This is a genomic window from Nonomuraea sp. NPDC003709 (assembly GCF_040610775.1).
Lineage (GTDB): Bacteria > Actinomycetota > Actinomycetes > Streptosporangiales > Streptosporangiaceae > Nonomuraea > Nonomuraea angiospora_A.
In genome coordinates this window covers 111976-125678 of record NZ_JBEXMW010000018.1, presented here as the reverse complement: position 1 = coordinate 125678, position 13703 = coordinate 111976, and the positions used below count along the sequence as shown (strand labels likewise).

The 13703-nt window shown below is 69.5% G+C and carries 11 protein-coding genes; 7 read left to right on the top strand and 4 right to left on the bottom strand.

Features of this window, described 5'->3' with window-relative positions:
• Positions 1–45 precede the first annotated feature (45 nt).
• Entirely contained in the window at positions 46–693 is a 648-nt protein-coding gene (locus ABZX61_RS42775; protein WP_355202913.1) for a hypothetical protein, read from the top strand.
• Between the two features lie 80 nt (positions 694–773).
• Here the strand turns inward: ABZX61_RS42775 and ABZX61_RS42770 are convergent, their stop codons facing one another.
• Complete coding sequence (locus tag ABZX61_RS42770; protein ID WP_355202910.1) at positions 774–2810, bottom strand: glycosyltransferase; 2037 nt, start codon at positions 2808–2810, stop codon at positions 774–776.
• A gap of 54 nt (positions 2811–2864) precedes the next feature.
• Complete coding sequence (gene wecB, locus ABZX61_RS42765) at positions 2865–3995, bottom strand: UDP-N-acetylglucosamine 2-epimerase (non-hydrolyzing) (protein WP_350732571.1); 1131 nt, start codon at positions 3993–3995, stop codon at positions 2865–2867.
• A 176-nt stretch (positions 3996–4171) separates the two neighbouring features.
• Between wecB and ABZX61_RS42760 the strand changes: the two genes are divergently transcribed.
• From ABZX61_RS42760 to ABZX61_RS42740, 5 genes are all read left to right on the top strand, one after another.
• Entirely contained in the window at positions 4172–5719 is a 1548-nt protein-coding gene (locus ABZX61_RS42760) for a glycosyltransferase family 4 protein (RefSeq protein WP_355202907.1), read from the top strand.
• 121 nt (positions 5720–5840) lie between these two features.
• Positions 5841–7103: a nucleotide sugar dehydrogenase gene (locus ABZX61_RS42755; RefSeq protein ID WP_355202904.1), complete on the top strand. Its 1263-nt coding sequence runs from the start codon at positions 5841–5843 to the stop codon at positions 7101–7103.
• A gap of 19 nt (positions 7104–7122) precedes the next feature.
• A complete protein-coding gene (locus ABZX61_RS42750) occupies positions 7123–8214 on the top strand; it encodes a glycosyltransferase (RefSeq protein ID WP_350732575.1) in 1092 nt (363 codons plus the stop codon).
• A gap of 10 nt (positions 8215–8224) precedes the next feature.
• Positions 8225–10012 carry a DUF4434 domain-containing protein gene (locus tag ABZX61_RS42745; protein ID WP_355202900.1) on the top strand — a complete coding sequence of 596 codons (1788 nt, stop codon included), beginning with the start codon at positions 8225–8227 and terminating at the stop codon, positions 10010–10012.
• Between the two features lie 43 nt (positions 10013–10055).
• Positions 10056–10721: an NUDIX domain-containing protein gene (locus tag ABZX61_RS42740; RefSeq protein ID WP_350732578.1), complete on the top strand. Its 666-nt coding sequence runs from the start codon at positions 10056–10058 to the stop codon at positions 10719–10721.
• Here the strand turns inward: ABZX61_RS42740 and ABZX61_RS42735 are convergent.
• Positions 10711–11367 (bottom strand): GNAT family N-acetyltransferase, encoded by a 657-nt coding sequence (locus tag ABZX61_RS42735; protein WP_355202897.1) that lies wholly within the window; start codon positions 11365–11367, stop codon positions 10711–10713. The genes ABZX61_RS42740 and ABZX61_RS42735 overlap by 11 nt on opposite strands.
• Before the next feature lie 109 nt (positions 11368–11476).
• Between ABZX61_RS42735 and ABZX61_RS42730 the strand changes: the two genes are divergently transcribed.
• The gene (locus ABZX61_RS42730) at positions 11477–12382 is read left to right on the top strand and encodes a glycerophosphodiester phosphodiesterase family protein (protein ID WP_350732581.1); all 906 of its coding nucleotides are present in this window, start codon (positions 11477–11479) and stop codon (positions 12380–12382) included.
• On the opposite strand, the gene corA is transcribed toward ABZX61_RS42730, so the two are convergent.
• Positions 12379–13401, bottom strand: a complete 1023-nt coding sequence (corA, locus tag ABZX61_RS42725; RefSeq protein ID WP_355202894.1) for a magnesium/cobalt transporter CorA — start codon at positions 13399–13401, stop codon at positions 12379–12381. The genes ABZX61_RS42730 and corA overlap by 4 nt on opposite strands.
• Positions 13402–13703 lie beyond the last annotated feature (302 nt).

Genomic DNA, 13703 nt, shown 5'->3' with positions numbered 1-13703 from the left:
ATTGGAGGACGAATGCTGAAGCCCATTTCCGGTATATTCCTGAGTTTGCTGGCCATTGCCGGATGTTCCGCCGACAACGCCCCGTCGGCGGCGCCGGCGGCCGCCGCGTCGTCCGCGCCGCAGGCGCCCGCCGAGACGGCCCGGCTGCGCGCCGCCCTGCTGCCGGTGCCCAAGGGCATGCACGTCGCGTACGGGCCCGAGCTGGGTGCGTTCGGCTCGCTCAAGTCCACCCAGCAGGGCCTCGCGGCCGTCCGCGCGGCCAAGCTGCAGCGGCCGGAGTGCGCGGGCGCGGCCCAGCTCGACGCCGACAGTCCCGACGTCGCCCAGGCGCCGGCGGCGGTGATCGCCTTCGCCGCCGACCGCGGCTCGATCACGCAGGCCGTGGTGGCGCTGCCCGGGAAGGCCTTCCCGGCACCGCTGCCCAAGGAGTGCAACTCGTACACCGCGGACGTGAGCGGCACGCAGGTGACCTACAAGACGCGCATGCTCGCGATGCCGACCAAGGGCGACGAGTCGCGGGCCTACCTCACGACGGCGGCGGGGGGCCAGAAGAACGCGCAGATCGGGTCGGTCATGATCCGGCGGGGGACGCTGATCATGAGCATGCTGGTGGTGGGGCAGCGGGTGAAGCCGCAGGGGCTCTACGAGCTGGCCCGCCTCGCCGACCAGAACCTGGCCCAGATCACCCACTGACCCGCCGCACTTCGGCCGGGGTCCTTCCGGGGACGGAGGGCGGCACCGCCCCCCGCTGCTCTCCTCAAAGGGACGCCGGCCTAGATGAGGACGTGGTCGTCCGGGCGGCCGACGAAGGAGAACTGGGCGTTGCGGGTCAGCTTGATGTGGTCCGCCTGCCAGGTGTGCATCGACGCGTCCGCGCTGCGCCAGTAGACGAAGTTGAAGCGGTCCGCCGAGTAGATCTTGACGGAGTCCTCCTTCAGCCGCCGCACCAGGTGGGTGTCCTCACCACGGGTGATGTCCGCGAAGCCGTACGAGCGGAACATGTCCGCCTTGCCGAGGAACGTACCGCCCTGGACCAGGAAGGAGTAGCGGTGCTCCAGCCCCGGCAGGCGGAGCATGGTCGTGTTGCTGCCCTCGAAGTACGCGTAGTGCGCCCCCTTGCCGACCAGTTCGGCGTCGGAGTAGTCGAACGCGCGCACCAGGTCCGACAGGTAGTGCTCCCCGTACAGGTTGTCGTCGTCCATCTTGGCGATCAGGTCGCCCTCGGCGGCCGAGATGCCCAGGTTCATGCAGGCGCCGAGCGACAGGGAGGCGTCGGCGGGCAGGACGACGACGTCCGTGATGCCCGCCATGCGGGCCTTGTCGGCGACCACGACCGGGTCGATGTCCAGCCCGTGCAGCACCATGACGAGCTGGAGCGGCCGGTGGATCTGGCGGGCCACGGAGGAGATGGCGTGTTCGATCTGGGAGGCGCGGTTGGTGGGCAGCACGACCGAGATCGAGCGCGACCTGGGCTGCACCTGGTGCCCGAGGTCCTGGAGGATCTGGTCCACGCGGTGCGAGAACAGGTGCTTGTCGAAGACCTCGCGCATCGCCAGGTGCCCCATCCTGGCCCGCAGCTCGGGGCTGTTGATCAGGTGCAGGACCTGGTTGTACGACTCGACCGGCTCGCGCGCGATGGGGACGAGGTCGCCGAAGGTCTCCTCGACGGCCCGTGACCACCCCGACACGACGGGCGTGGCGCAGGCGGACAGCTCGAAGACCCGGCGGGCGCACATGGTCGGCGAGTCCAGCACCGAGTTCACGTTGAGGAAGACCTTGTACATCCGGTACGCGGCCAGCATCTGGTCGTAGGGGAGCTCGCCCACGATGTGCGGCCGGTACTTCTCCGGCCAGGCGTACTTCTCGTCCACCTCGCCGTTGCGCGCGAAGATGTGCAGACCCAGCTCCCTGACCGGGTCGATGACGGTCTCCATCTGCTCGCGGCGCTCGGGGTGCTTGTCGCGGAAGTACATCCCGGCGAAGACCACGTCGTGCAGGCGCCCCTGCCGCTGCTGGATCGGGTTGTGCACGCGGGGCTGGGCCGCGAACTGCAGCACATCAACCCGATCGTGTCCCAAAATTTCCCGATATTTCGGCACCATGTCACCGTCGCAGGTGAACACGTAGTCGAACAGCTTGGCCGTGTCGATGAAGAAGTCGAAGTTCGGCGGGTCCTCCTTGTTCCAGAAGACCGTCGGGATGCCCTCCCGCTTGCACCAGGCCACCAGCTCGCGCAGCGGCTCCTTGGGCGCGTTGGTGCCGGTCATCTGGTAGCGCCAGCGGCCCTGGTTCCCGTGCCAGGCCGACTCGCAGAACAGCAGGTCGGGCCGCTTCTCGGCGAAGATCTCCGGCCAGTCCTTGAGCCCGAACTCGATCTGGTCCCACTCGTACTTGAAGGCCATCCGGGAGAAGTCGTCCAGGATCACCGCGACCTTCAGGTCCGGCCGGTTGACCGGCCCCTTCGGCCACTTCACCGCCGGCACCTCGACGAGCGGCGGCCGGTGGTTGGCGAGCTCGGTCGCCTCGGAGACCGGTACGGGCGGCTTCGGCGCCTTCTCCTTCGACCGGACCGCCTCGACAATCTTCCCCGGGCTCTTCGAGCCCAGGGCCTCGCCCAGCTTGAACGTCCGCTTCGCCTGCGTGGCCTCCAGCTTCCAGCTCGCGTACGCGGCCTTGGCCTCGGCGATCTCCAGCCGCCGCCGCAGCTCCCTGACCTCGGCCTCGAATCGCTCGACGAGCTTGCGCTCCTCGGGCAGCCAGTTGACGGGCCCGAGCCGCTGGTACGTGGGCTCTTCAGGGGTTTCGGCCATGGTGATACGCCTATCGCTTAGCGGAGGTACTGCATCTTACGGCGGATATGACCGCTAAACGGGTCGTTTGGCCTGAGAGGCGGGGGCGAGGTTGTCGCCCTTCAGCCAGGCGGAGATCACCCGCGCGATCCGCATCCCGGCCTGGCCGTCCCAGAGCACCGGCAGCTCGCCCGCCGGCGTGGCGGCCCCGTCGGCCAGCGCCTTCTCTGCGGCGGCCGGCAGGACGGTCGGCGTGACCAGGCGGTTCGTGCCGTGCGTGATCGTGATCGGCCGCTCGGTGTTGGGCCGCACGGTCAGACAGGGGACGCCCAGCACGGTCGTCTCCTCCTGGACGCCGCCGGAGTCCGTGACCACCAGCGCGGCGCCGCGTACGAGTGAGAGAAAGTCCACATAGCCCAGCGGGTCGACGACCTTGACCGACTCCCCGTCCACCAGGCCCGCCTCGGCCAGCCGCGCCTTGCCGCGCGGGTGGATCGGCACCACGATCGGGATCTGCCGCGAGACCTGCAGCACCGCGTCCACCAGCTCCTTGGCGGCCTCGGGGGTGTCCACGTTCGCGGGCCGGTGCAGGGTCGCCACGGCATAACGAGCCGGTATGGCCAGCCGCTCCACGACGGGCGCCGGGTCCAGCGACGGCAGCGCCGAGTACAGGCTGTCGATCATGGGGTTGCCCACCAGGTGCACCTTGGACGCGGGCACGCCCTCGTTCGCCAGGTAGGCCAGGGCCTCGGGGGAGGTGGCGAAGAGCACGTCGGCCAGCGCGTCGGTGACGACCCGGTTGACCTCCTCCGGCATGCCCCGGTCGAACGAGCGCAGCCCCGCCTCCACGTGCGCGGTCCTGACGCCCAGCTTGGAGCAGACGAGGATCGCGGCCAGCGTCGAGTTCACGTCGCCGTAGACGACGACCAGGTCGGGGTCCTGCTCCTGGACGACCTCCTCCAGGCCGACGAGGAGCGCCGCGGTCTGCTTGGCGTGGCTGCCCGAGCCGACCCCCAGGTTCGCGACGGGCTCGGGGAGGCCGAGGTCGGCGAAGAAGACGTCCGACATCAGCGCGTCATAGTGCTGACCAGTGTGGATGATGCCCTGCCGCACGCCGAGTTCACCGAGTGCCCGCACCACCGGGGCCGCTTTCACGAAATTGGGGCGAGCGCCCAATACGTGCAGGACCAGGGGGTTCTCCCTCATTGACCTCGCCTTTCATAGCGGAAGGGGAAAAACGTTGCCTATGGTACGGTCACCGCGTGGCATCCGACGCCAGTCGTCAAGACTCCTCCAAGGTTTCCGCGAAGTCCGCCCGAGCCGGCGTCGGTGGACTTCTCAAAGGTTTCGTTCAGCACCCGATCATCGTTTCCCGCGTCGTCGTGACGAAGGTCAAATCCGACCCCGTCCGGGTGGCCCAGGCCGCCGCCGACGCGCTCCCGCCCCGGCTGCGTCCCGTCGTGGGCAGCGTCGCCTGGCCCGTCGCCCGCCGCGCCAGGCGCATCGTGCGCAAGTTCGGCATGCGCGTGGTCAAGGGGCCGTGGAACGAGGCCAAAGAGCTGTGGGACGCCGGCAGGGTGACCGAGGCCGCCGAGGCGCTCGAAGCCCACACCAAATACCCGTTCGTCAAGCGCAGGGCCGCCTACTACCGGGGCGAGCTGGCCGCGATCAGCCCTGACCCGATCCCGCCCGGGCCGAAGGTGGCCATCACCGACCGCGTCGCGGGCCGGGTGCTGCACATGGTCACGAACGCGTTGCCGTACACGCAGGCCGGGTACACGGTGCGCACGCACCGTATTGTCACCTCGCAGAAAGCCGCCGGGCTCGACCCGCACGTGGTCACCAGCTGGGGCTGGCCGATGCTGCAGGGGCACGCGGACGCGGCGCCGTTCGAGGAGATCGACGGCATCCCCTACTACCGGCTGCTGCCCGACGGCCACGGCGAGATGCCGTTCGAGACGCGCGGGCGCATCATCAGGGGCGCCGATGCGGTCACCAAGCTCGTCACCGAGCTCAAGCCGCAGGTCCTGCACGCCGCCACCGACCACCGCAACGGCTCCATGGCCCACGCGGTGCGCGACAGGACGGGCACGCCGTTCGTCTACGAGGTACGCGGCTTCCTGGAGGAGACCTGGGCCTCGCGCGACCCGATCCGGGTGGGCAGCGAGCGGCAGGTGCTCCAGCGCGAGCGCGAGGCGTTCCTCATGCGCGCGGCTGACGCCGTGGTCACGCTGGCCGAGACCATGGCCACGGAGATCGTCGAGCGTGGCGTGCCGCGGGAGAAGATCCACCTGGCGCCCAACGCCGTGGACGACTCGCTGCTGACCGCCCACTACGACGGCGCCTCGTTCAGGAACGCGTACAGCATCGCCCCCGGCGAGATCGTCGTCGGCTCGGTGTCCAGCATCGTGGCCTACGAGGGCTTCGCCACCCTGCTGCGGGCCGCCGCGCTGCTGCGTGACGACGGCACCCCCGTAAAGGTCCTCATCGTGGGCGACGGCACCGAGCGCGAGAACCTCCTGGCGCTGGTCGACGAGCTGGGCCTCGGCGACGCCATCCTGCCGGGCCGGGTCGGCCCCGACGAGGCGTTGCAGGCGCAGGACGCCATCGACATCTTCGCCTGCCCGCGAGAGGACCTGCGGGTATGCCGACTTGTTACGCCATTGAAACCCGTCGAGGCGATGGCGCTCGGAAAGCCCGTCGTACTCAGCGATCTGCCTGCTCTGTCCGAGCTCGTGGGCTCGGACGGGGCCGGGATGCTCGTCCCTCCGGGCGACCCGGCCGCGCTCGCCAAGGCCATCGCGGGGCTCCGGGAGGACCCGGCCCGGCGCGCTGAGATGGGTGAGGCGGGACGGGCGGAAGTGGCGGCGAAGCGGACTTGGAGCCGCGTTGCCGAGACTTATCAAGCCCTATACCGGTCGCTTGCCTAATGTTGACCTTCGCGTTGGCTGTCACTTCTGACGTGTTCGGTCGCATTAGGCGTGAGCTAGGTGGACTTGAGATAACCTTTGCGACCATGAAGTGTTGTTTCCGGCTCTCTAAGGCGCTGCTGTGACAGAAATCGACTTGGCTGTCATCGGCCTGGGCTATGTCGGCATGCCGCTGGCCAAGGAGGCGGTCGCCGCCGGCCTGCGGGTCGTCGGCCTCGACGTCGACCCCGCCAAGGTCGACGCGCTCAACGCCGGGCAGTCGTACATCGATGACCTGGCCGACGCCGATCTCGAGCACATGCTGGCCAACGGGTTCAGCGCCACGCTCGACGAGACCGTGCTGGCCAGAAGCAACACGATCGTGATCTGCGTGCCCACCCCGCTGGACGAGGACCACCGACCGGACCTGTCCGCCGTGGAGGGCGCCACCAAGGCCGTCGGCCGCAACCTGAGCAAGGGCACGCTCGTCGTGCTCGAGTCCACCACCTGGCCGGGCACCACCGACGAGGTGGCCAGGCCGCTGCTGGAGAGCTCGGGGCTCGTCGCGGGCAAGGATTTCCACCTCGCCTTCTCGCCCGAGCGCATCGACCCCGGCAACCCCAAGTTCGGCCTGCGGAACACCCCCAAGGTCGTGGGCGGCTACACGCCGCCCTGCCGCGACCGCGCCACGGCGTTCTACGGGCAGTTCATCGAGCAGGTGGTGCCGGTCAGCGGCACCCGCGAGGCCGAGATGGCCAAGCTGCTGGAGAACACCTACCGGCACGTCAACATCGCCCTCGTCAACGAGATGGCGATCTTCTGCGACGAGCTCGGCATCAACCTGTGGGAGTCGATCGAGGCCGCGGCGACCAAGCCGTTCGGCTTCCAGAAGTTCCTGCCCGGTCCGGGCGTCGGTGGGCACTGCATCCCCGTCGACCCGTCGTACCTGTCGTACACCGTGCGCAAGCTCGGCTACCCGTTCAGGTTCGTGGAGCTGGCGCAGGAGATCAACGAGCGGATGCCGTCGTACGTGGTGGCCCGCGTCCAGCGACTGCTGAACCGGCATAAGAAGGCCGTGAACGGCGCCCGGGTCGTTATGCTCGGCGTCACCTACAAACCGGACATCGCCGACGAACGCGAAACTCCGGCCCTCCCGGTGGCGCGTGCGCTGCTGGAGCTGGGCGCCGAGCTCTCGTTCGCGGACCCCTATGTCAAGGAGTGGGCGGTTGACGGCACCCCGGTGCCGCGTGAGGAGGATCTGGCCAAGGCCGTGATCGACGCGGACGTGACGCTGCTGCTGCAGCAGCACGCCGCTTTCGACCTCGACATGGTCGAGGAGAACGCCCGGCTCGTGCTCGACACCCGCGGTGTGCTCACCGAGGGTGAACGCGTCGAGCGGCTGTAGCGACGGAGGGCTGCGCGCAGTGCACGTGCTCGTCATGACGGTGGTGCATAACCCCGAGGATGCTCGAATTCTGCACAGGCAGATTCGTGCCCTTGTGGATGCCGGTCATGAGGTCACGTACGCCGCCTCGTTCACCGCCCACGGGGTCGTCCCGCGACCCTGGGTGACCGGCGTCGACCTCCCCCGTGCCGCCCAACGCAAGCGCATGTCGGCCGTGTGGGCCGCCCGGCGGCTGTTCAAACGCATGCGTGACAAGGTCGATCTCGTCCTCATCCACGACCCCGAGCTGCTGTTCGCCATCTGGGGCGTGCGCAACCGGCCGCCCGTGGTGTGGGACGTGCACGAGGACACCCCCGCCACGCTCTCGCTCAAGCCGTGGCTGCCGGCGCCGCTGCGGCCTCCCGTGCGGTTCTTCGCCCGCATGCTGGAGGGCACCGCCGAGCGCCACATGCACCTGCTGCTGGCCGAGACGGCGTACGCGGGCAGGTTCAAGCACGCCCACCTGATCGTCCCGAACGAGACCTGGGTGCCCGACTCCGTGACGCCTCCCGGCGACGACCGGGTGGTCTACCTCGGCTGGCTGTCCAGGGCCAGGGGCGTGTTCGAGGCCGTCGAGGTGGCGAAGCTGCTGCAGCCGTACCGGGTGGCCGTGGAGCTGATCGGGTACGCCGACCCGCAGAGCCGTCCGATGCTCAACCAGGCCGTCACCGAGGGCCTGCTGGAGTGGCGCGACTTCATGCCCAACGACGAGGCGCTCAAGCGGCTCGACGGGGCGCTGGCCGGGCTGTCGCTGCTGCACGACGAGCCGAACTACCGCCACTCGATGCCCACGAAGATCGTGGAGTACATGGCGCACGGCATCCCCGTCATCACGACCCCGTCGCCGCGCGCCGTCGAGCTGGTGGAGCGCTATGACAGCGGCGTCGTGGTGCCCTGGGAGGACCCCAAGGCCGTGGCGCAGGCCGTCCTGACGCTGCGGGACGACGTACGGGAGCGGCGGGCGCAGGGCGCGCGCGGCTACGCGGCGGCCCGGGCCAACCACCACTGGCCCAACTCGGCCAAGCGCTTCGTGACCCAGCTTGAGTCCTGGGCCGGGGTCAAGCGGGGGTAGGTTCCTGACCGTGCGCTGGCTCTTACTCGTCGTGGGCGCAGCGATCCTGGCAGTGATCGCCGCCGTGGTCATCGTCATGCCGCCGTCCGACGAGCCGGCGCCCACGGCCTCGTCCTCGACCCCCAAGCCGTCGCCGTCCGACCCCACGCCGAAGGTGTCGAAGTTCACCGACCCCTGTGGAACGTTCGAGACCAGAGAGCGGGCCCCGTACGCCGTCACCGGCTACTGGATCACCCCCAGGTCGAACCCCTGCACCTGGCGCAGCCAGCTGGAGGAGATCCACAGCGTGGGCGGCGACACGATCATCCGGATCGGGTACGGCCTGCAGTTCCGCACCGTCTCCGACTCGGGCGAGATCCTGACGAGGGACGGGGAGCTCGACTCGCTCTACAAGGCGTGCGAGGAGGACGGGCTCACCTGTCACGACGCGGCCGAGCGGGACCTGCGCGAGGCCAACCCCGGTAACCGGATCGGCCGCACGTACGTCTACCGCACGGACGAGTCGTTCGGCACCAACCTGTTCCGCTGCCCGCAGATGGAGCACCCCGTCAAGGCGGGCAAGCGGATCTACTACCGGCTCCTCACCCAGCCGGACGGCTCGGACGACGCCACGTGCGACTTCTCCGGCAAGGCCACCTCGTACGACATGATCCTGGTGGCCGGGTCGGAGGAGGACAGCCTGGCCAAGCTCCTCGACCTGGGCGACCAGTTCGGCATGCGGATCTTCCCGGCGTTGCCGCTGGCGCCGCGCGACCCCAAGACGCCCACCAGGGCGTACAAGAAGCATCTCGGCACGCTGACCACGCTGACGCGGCGCATCCTGCAGGACTACGGCGTGCGGTTCGCCAACCGCGACTCGCTCGGTGGCGTCTACCAGCCGTTCGAGGTCCAGATGGCGGACACCCTGGCCACGAACCCGACGCTGGAGGTGTACGCCGACCAGCACACGATCGTGGAGCAGGAGCTCGGCAAGCCCATCCTGATCAGCCCCTACATGGACGCGCGCAGGAGGGTGCCCTTCGGGCAGTCGCCCAAGCAGGTGGCCGAGGCGTTCAAGGCGCTGGCGAAGACCGGGGTCGGCATCATCGCGCCCCAGGACAGCCGGGGGACCGGCAAGGTGGGGCTGTTCTGGCCGGACCAGCGCGACGACGAGGTGGACGAGCGGCTGCGCCCGGTGGTGGGGGAATCGACGTACGGGACGGCGTACCACGGCTCCACGCGGGACTACTACCGGGAGATGGCGGCGGCCCGCGCGGAGATGGTCGCGGCCGGCTTCCAGGTGGACCTGTGGGCGAACGTCGAGGCGTTCGAGCCCTCCGGCAAGGAGCCGTGCGCCCCGCAGGGCACCCGCGGCAAGACGGACAAGAAGCGCCTGGACCAGGCCGTGACGATGGCCGGGCGTTACGTACAGAAGGTCGTCTCCTACATGTGGAGCGACTTCATGACGTGCGGCACGCCGTCGCTCGAGAAGGAGATCATCACCGACTGGCGGCGGCCGATCGCGGTGGACGCGATCAGGAAGGCCCGCGACGTCCAGGACGGGGTGGAGGTACGCGGCTACAACTTCAAGGACAGCACCGTCACGATCACGTGGTCCGGCGGGACGAAGGACCTGTCGGTGCCGGCCGTCGGCTGGCTGGACGAGACCCGGCAGGAAGGGCTGGCCGAGGGCATGGTCACGGCGTGGGTGCCGTTCGACTGGACGCAGGTGCCGGCCGGCGACTGGGTGCAGGTCACCGTCAAGGGTCCGTCGGGCCAGGCCACCACGGAGCCCTTGCACGTTCGGATTGTCACGTAGGCACGGTTACCTGCCGACTGCTGACAACGTGTAGCGTGCCTGCATGGTCCCGAGCATCCCGGTCAGCGTCGACCTGGTCGTGCTCACCGTGCGAAACCACGCCCTGAGCGCCCTGGTGTGGCGCCGGGACAACCCCCCGTTCCTCCGGCGCTGGTCCCTGTCCGGCGGTTTCATCCAGCTCGACGAGGACCTTCCGGCCGCCGCCCACCGCATCCTCGCCGAACGGGCCGGTCTCCCGGGCGCGCCGGTCCACCTGGAGCAGCTCCAGACGTACGGCTACCCTGACCGCGACCCGCGCCAGCGCGTCCTGAGCGTCGCCTACCTGGGCCTGGCCCCCGACCTGCCGGCCTCGGAGAAGGCCCACATGAGCTGGCAGCCGGTCGACTCGCTCACGGTCATGGCCTTCGACCACCGCCGCATCATGCAGGACGGGATCGAGCGGGCACGGGCCAAGCTGGAGTACACGCCGCTGGGGGCGGCCTTCTGCCCGCCGGAGTTCACGGTGGCGGACCTGCGCCGCGTGTACGAGATCGTCTGGGGCCGCCTCCTCGACCCGCGCAACTTCCACCGGAAGGTCACCAAGGCCGAGGGCTTCCTGGTGGAGACGGGGGCCACGACGACCAGGGACGGGGGCCGCCCGGCCAAGCTCTACCGCCGCGGCCCCGCCGAGCTCCTTCACCCGCCGATGCTGCGCAGCCTCAAGGAGTAGGGCTCCTCAGCACGGCGGCGGTCATGGGGGTGTGCAGGGTCCAGCCGAGGGTTTCGTAGAGGGCCTGGCCTTCCGCCGTGGCCACCAGGACGCCCGTACGCGCCCCCAGGGACGCCGCCGTGCTCGCCAGCGTACGCATGATCACGCTGCCGAGTCCGCGGCGGCGGTGGTTACCCGCCGTCTCCACCTGGTCCACCACGGCCGTGCGGCCCGCCAGGGCGAACTGGCCCCTGGCGGCCACCTCGCCGGCGGCCGTCAGCAGGCGGGCCGCCGTGACCCCGGCGCGGGTCGTGACGGCCAGCGTGTAGCCGGGGGGAGCCTGGAAGGTCCCGCGGGTCAGGGGCACCGTCATCATGAACTCCGGTTCCTGGACCACCCACCGCTCCGGCAGGAGGGGGCCGACGTCCGCGGCGGAGGCGCACAGCTTCAGCCAGGTCCCGGGCGTCATGAGGGTGGCGGTCAGGCGGTGGAGGGCCTCCGGCGTCGGGGCGGCGACGATGTGGCGGGACACGTGGCCGGGCAGGCCCACGTCCACCCGCAGGCCCCACGGCACCGGTACGGGTCGGGGGGCGTTGCGGGAGATCACCCAGCCGTCCACCCAGGCCCGAACTGTTGCGGTATGGGCAGTTTTGAGAACCTCCGTCATGATGTCCAGCTTATGGTCTGGCCTCTACCACTGACCGGGGCGTAGCAGGATAAAAAGGACACGGCGTGGCACCGCCGAGTCGTTACCCGGGCCCGGTAGGGTCCCCGGTGTGCGCGTTGAGATACATGGTCACAGGGGAGCTCGTGGCCTCTGGCCGGAGAACACCCTGCCGGGGATGAGCCGCACGATGGAGCTCGGCGTCCACGCGCTAGAGCTCGACGTCGCCCTCACCGCCGATCGGCGGCTCGTGCTCACGCACGACCTCACGGTCTCCGCCGTGACCAGTGCCGACCGGCGGCCGCTCAGGGCCGACGATCCGCTCTACCCCTACGTCGGCAAGCCGATCAACGCCCTCACGCTGGCGCAGCTGCGCATGCTCGACGTGGGCGTGCGGCTGCCGCGCCACCCCGACGACCCGTTCGCGCTGACGCAGGTCGCCATGCCCGAGACCAGGATGCCAACGCTTGGCGCGGTGCTGGGGCTGGTGAACGCCTACGAGGCGGAGGGCGTACGGCTGCACGTCGAGCTGAAGTCCGACCCCACCAGGCCCCACCTGACGGCCGACCCCGAGCTCTTCACCGAGCTGGTCGTCGAGGAGCTCGACCGGCACGGCAGGCTGGACAACGTGGCCGTGCTCAGCTTCGACTGGCGGATCATCACCCATGCGGCCAGGCTCGCCCCGGGCGCGCGGCGGTTCGCGCTGATCGAGCTGGACACCCTCCACTGGCACGACGACCTGGGCGACGACATCCCCGCCGCCGCCCGCGCCGCCGGGGCGACCACGCTCTCGCCCGAGCACGCCATGGTGGACGAGGCGCTGATGGCCCAGGCCCGGGCCGCCGGCCTCGACGTGGCGGTCTGGACCGTCAACGAGGCCGGCCTGGCGGCGCGGATGCTGGACCTGGGGGTGGCCGGGATCGTCACCGACTACCCCGATCGGATGCGGGACCTCTGGCGGGAGCGGGGCATGGAGCTGCCCGAGCCCGTGGGCCCGCTGAAGCCGGTGGGGGTCTAGAGCCAGCCGTTCCTGCGGAAGCCCCGATGCAGGAGCACGCAGGCGGTGACCATGACGGACAGCACCGCGGGGTAGCCCCAGACCGAGTGGATCTCCGGCATGAAGTCGAAGTTCATGCCGTAGATCCCGGCGATCATGGTGGGCACGGCCAGGATGGCCACCCAGGACGAGATCTTGCGCATGTCCTCGTTGGCCAGGGCGTTCGAGCGGGCCAGGGCGGCCTGCAGGATCGAGCTGCACAGCTCGTTGGAGGACTCCACCTGCTCGCAGACCCGGGAGAGGTGGTCGCCGACGTCGCGGAAGTATTCGCGCATGTCCGAGGGGATGACGCGACGCTGCGGCAGCGCGGCCAGGGGGGACTGCAGCGGCATTATGGCCCGCTTCATCTCCAGCATCTCCCGCTTGAGCTGGTAGATCCGGTTGATGTCGCGGGAGCTGACGTCGGCGAACACCGTCGCCTCGACCTCTTCCAGCTCCAGCTGCATGAGGTCGGCGACCTGGAGGTACTGGTCGACGACGTGGTCGGAGATGGCGTGCAGGACGCCGGCGGGGCCGCGGTTCATCAGCTTGGGCTTGTCCTCGAGGCGCTCGCGGACCGCGCTGAGCGGGCAGTGATCACCGTGCCGCACTGTCACCACGAAGTCGGGGCCGATGAACACCATGATCTCGCCGGTGGCGATGATCTCGCTGGTGGCGGTCAGCTCGTCGTGGTCGAGGTAGGCGATGGTCTTGAGCACCATGAACAGGGACTCGCCGTACCGCTCGACCTTGGGGCGCTGATGGGCCTTGACGGCGTCCTCGACGGCGAGCGGGTGGAGGTCGAACACCTCGGACAGCCACTCGACCTCGGGGGCGTCGGGCTCGTGGAGCCCCACCCAGACGAACGCGTTGGCGCCGTCGGACTCCCTGTTGCGCTCGCGGACGAGGTTGAGCGCCTCGACGATGCCGGTGGCGGCGACCTTCTTGCCCTGGACGTAGGCGCCGTACTCGACGATGGAGTCGACGGGGGGCACGCACATGTCACGCACCGGCTCTACGAGCTGGAGCGCGGTGCGCGTCTGAAGAGGGTGACGGTTGATGCGACGGAAAAGCGTGGACGAGCGCATGGCAGTCCCTTTCCGCCCGACATGGCACGCTCCACGCGCGATGAAACTTCACCTCACAGAATGCGTGGAGGCACGATCAGGCTGCCGGATTGGAGTGGTCGGGGGTATACGAGGTGTACGTGGGCGAGCACGTACTGCTGGGATCACCAGGATTCATCCCGGACCACCTCCAATCACATGGGGACGCCGCGAAGCCGCCTTAACCTACCACAGCC

Excerpts from the sequence above, each read along its gene's own strand:
- ABZX61_RS42735 (WP_355202897.1), bottom strand. The coding sequence starts at position 11,367 with ATGACGGAGGTTCTCAAAACTGCCCATACCGCAACAGTTCGGGCCTGG.
- ABZX61_RS42770 (WP_355202910.1), bottom strand. The coding sequence starts at position 2,810 with ATGGCCGAAACCCCTGAAGAGCCCACGTACCAGCGGCTCGGGCCCGTC.
- wecB (WP_350732571.1), bottom strand. The coding sequence starts at position 3,995 with ATGAGGGAGAACCCCCTGGTCCTGCACGTATTGGGCGCTCGCCCCAAT.
- ABZX61_RS42740 (WP_350732578.1), top strand. The coding sequence starts at position 10,056 with ATGGTCCCGAGCATCCCGGTCAGCGTCGACCTGGTCGTGCTCACCGTG.
- corA (WP_355202894.1), bottom strand. The coding sequence starts at position 13,401 with ATGTGCGTGCCCCCCGTCGACTCCATCGTCGAGTACGGCGCCTACGTC.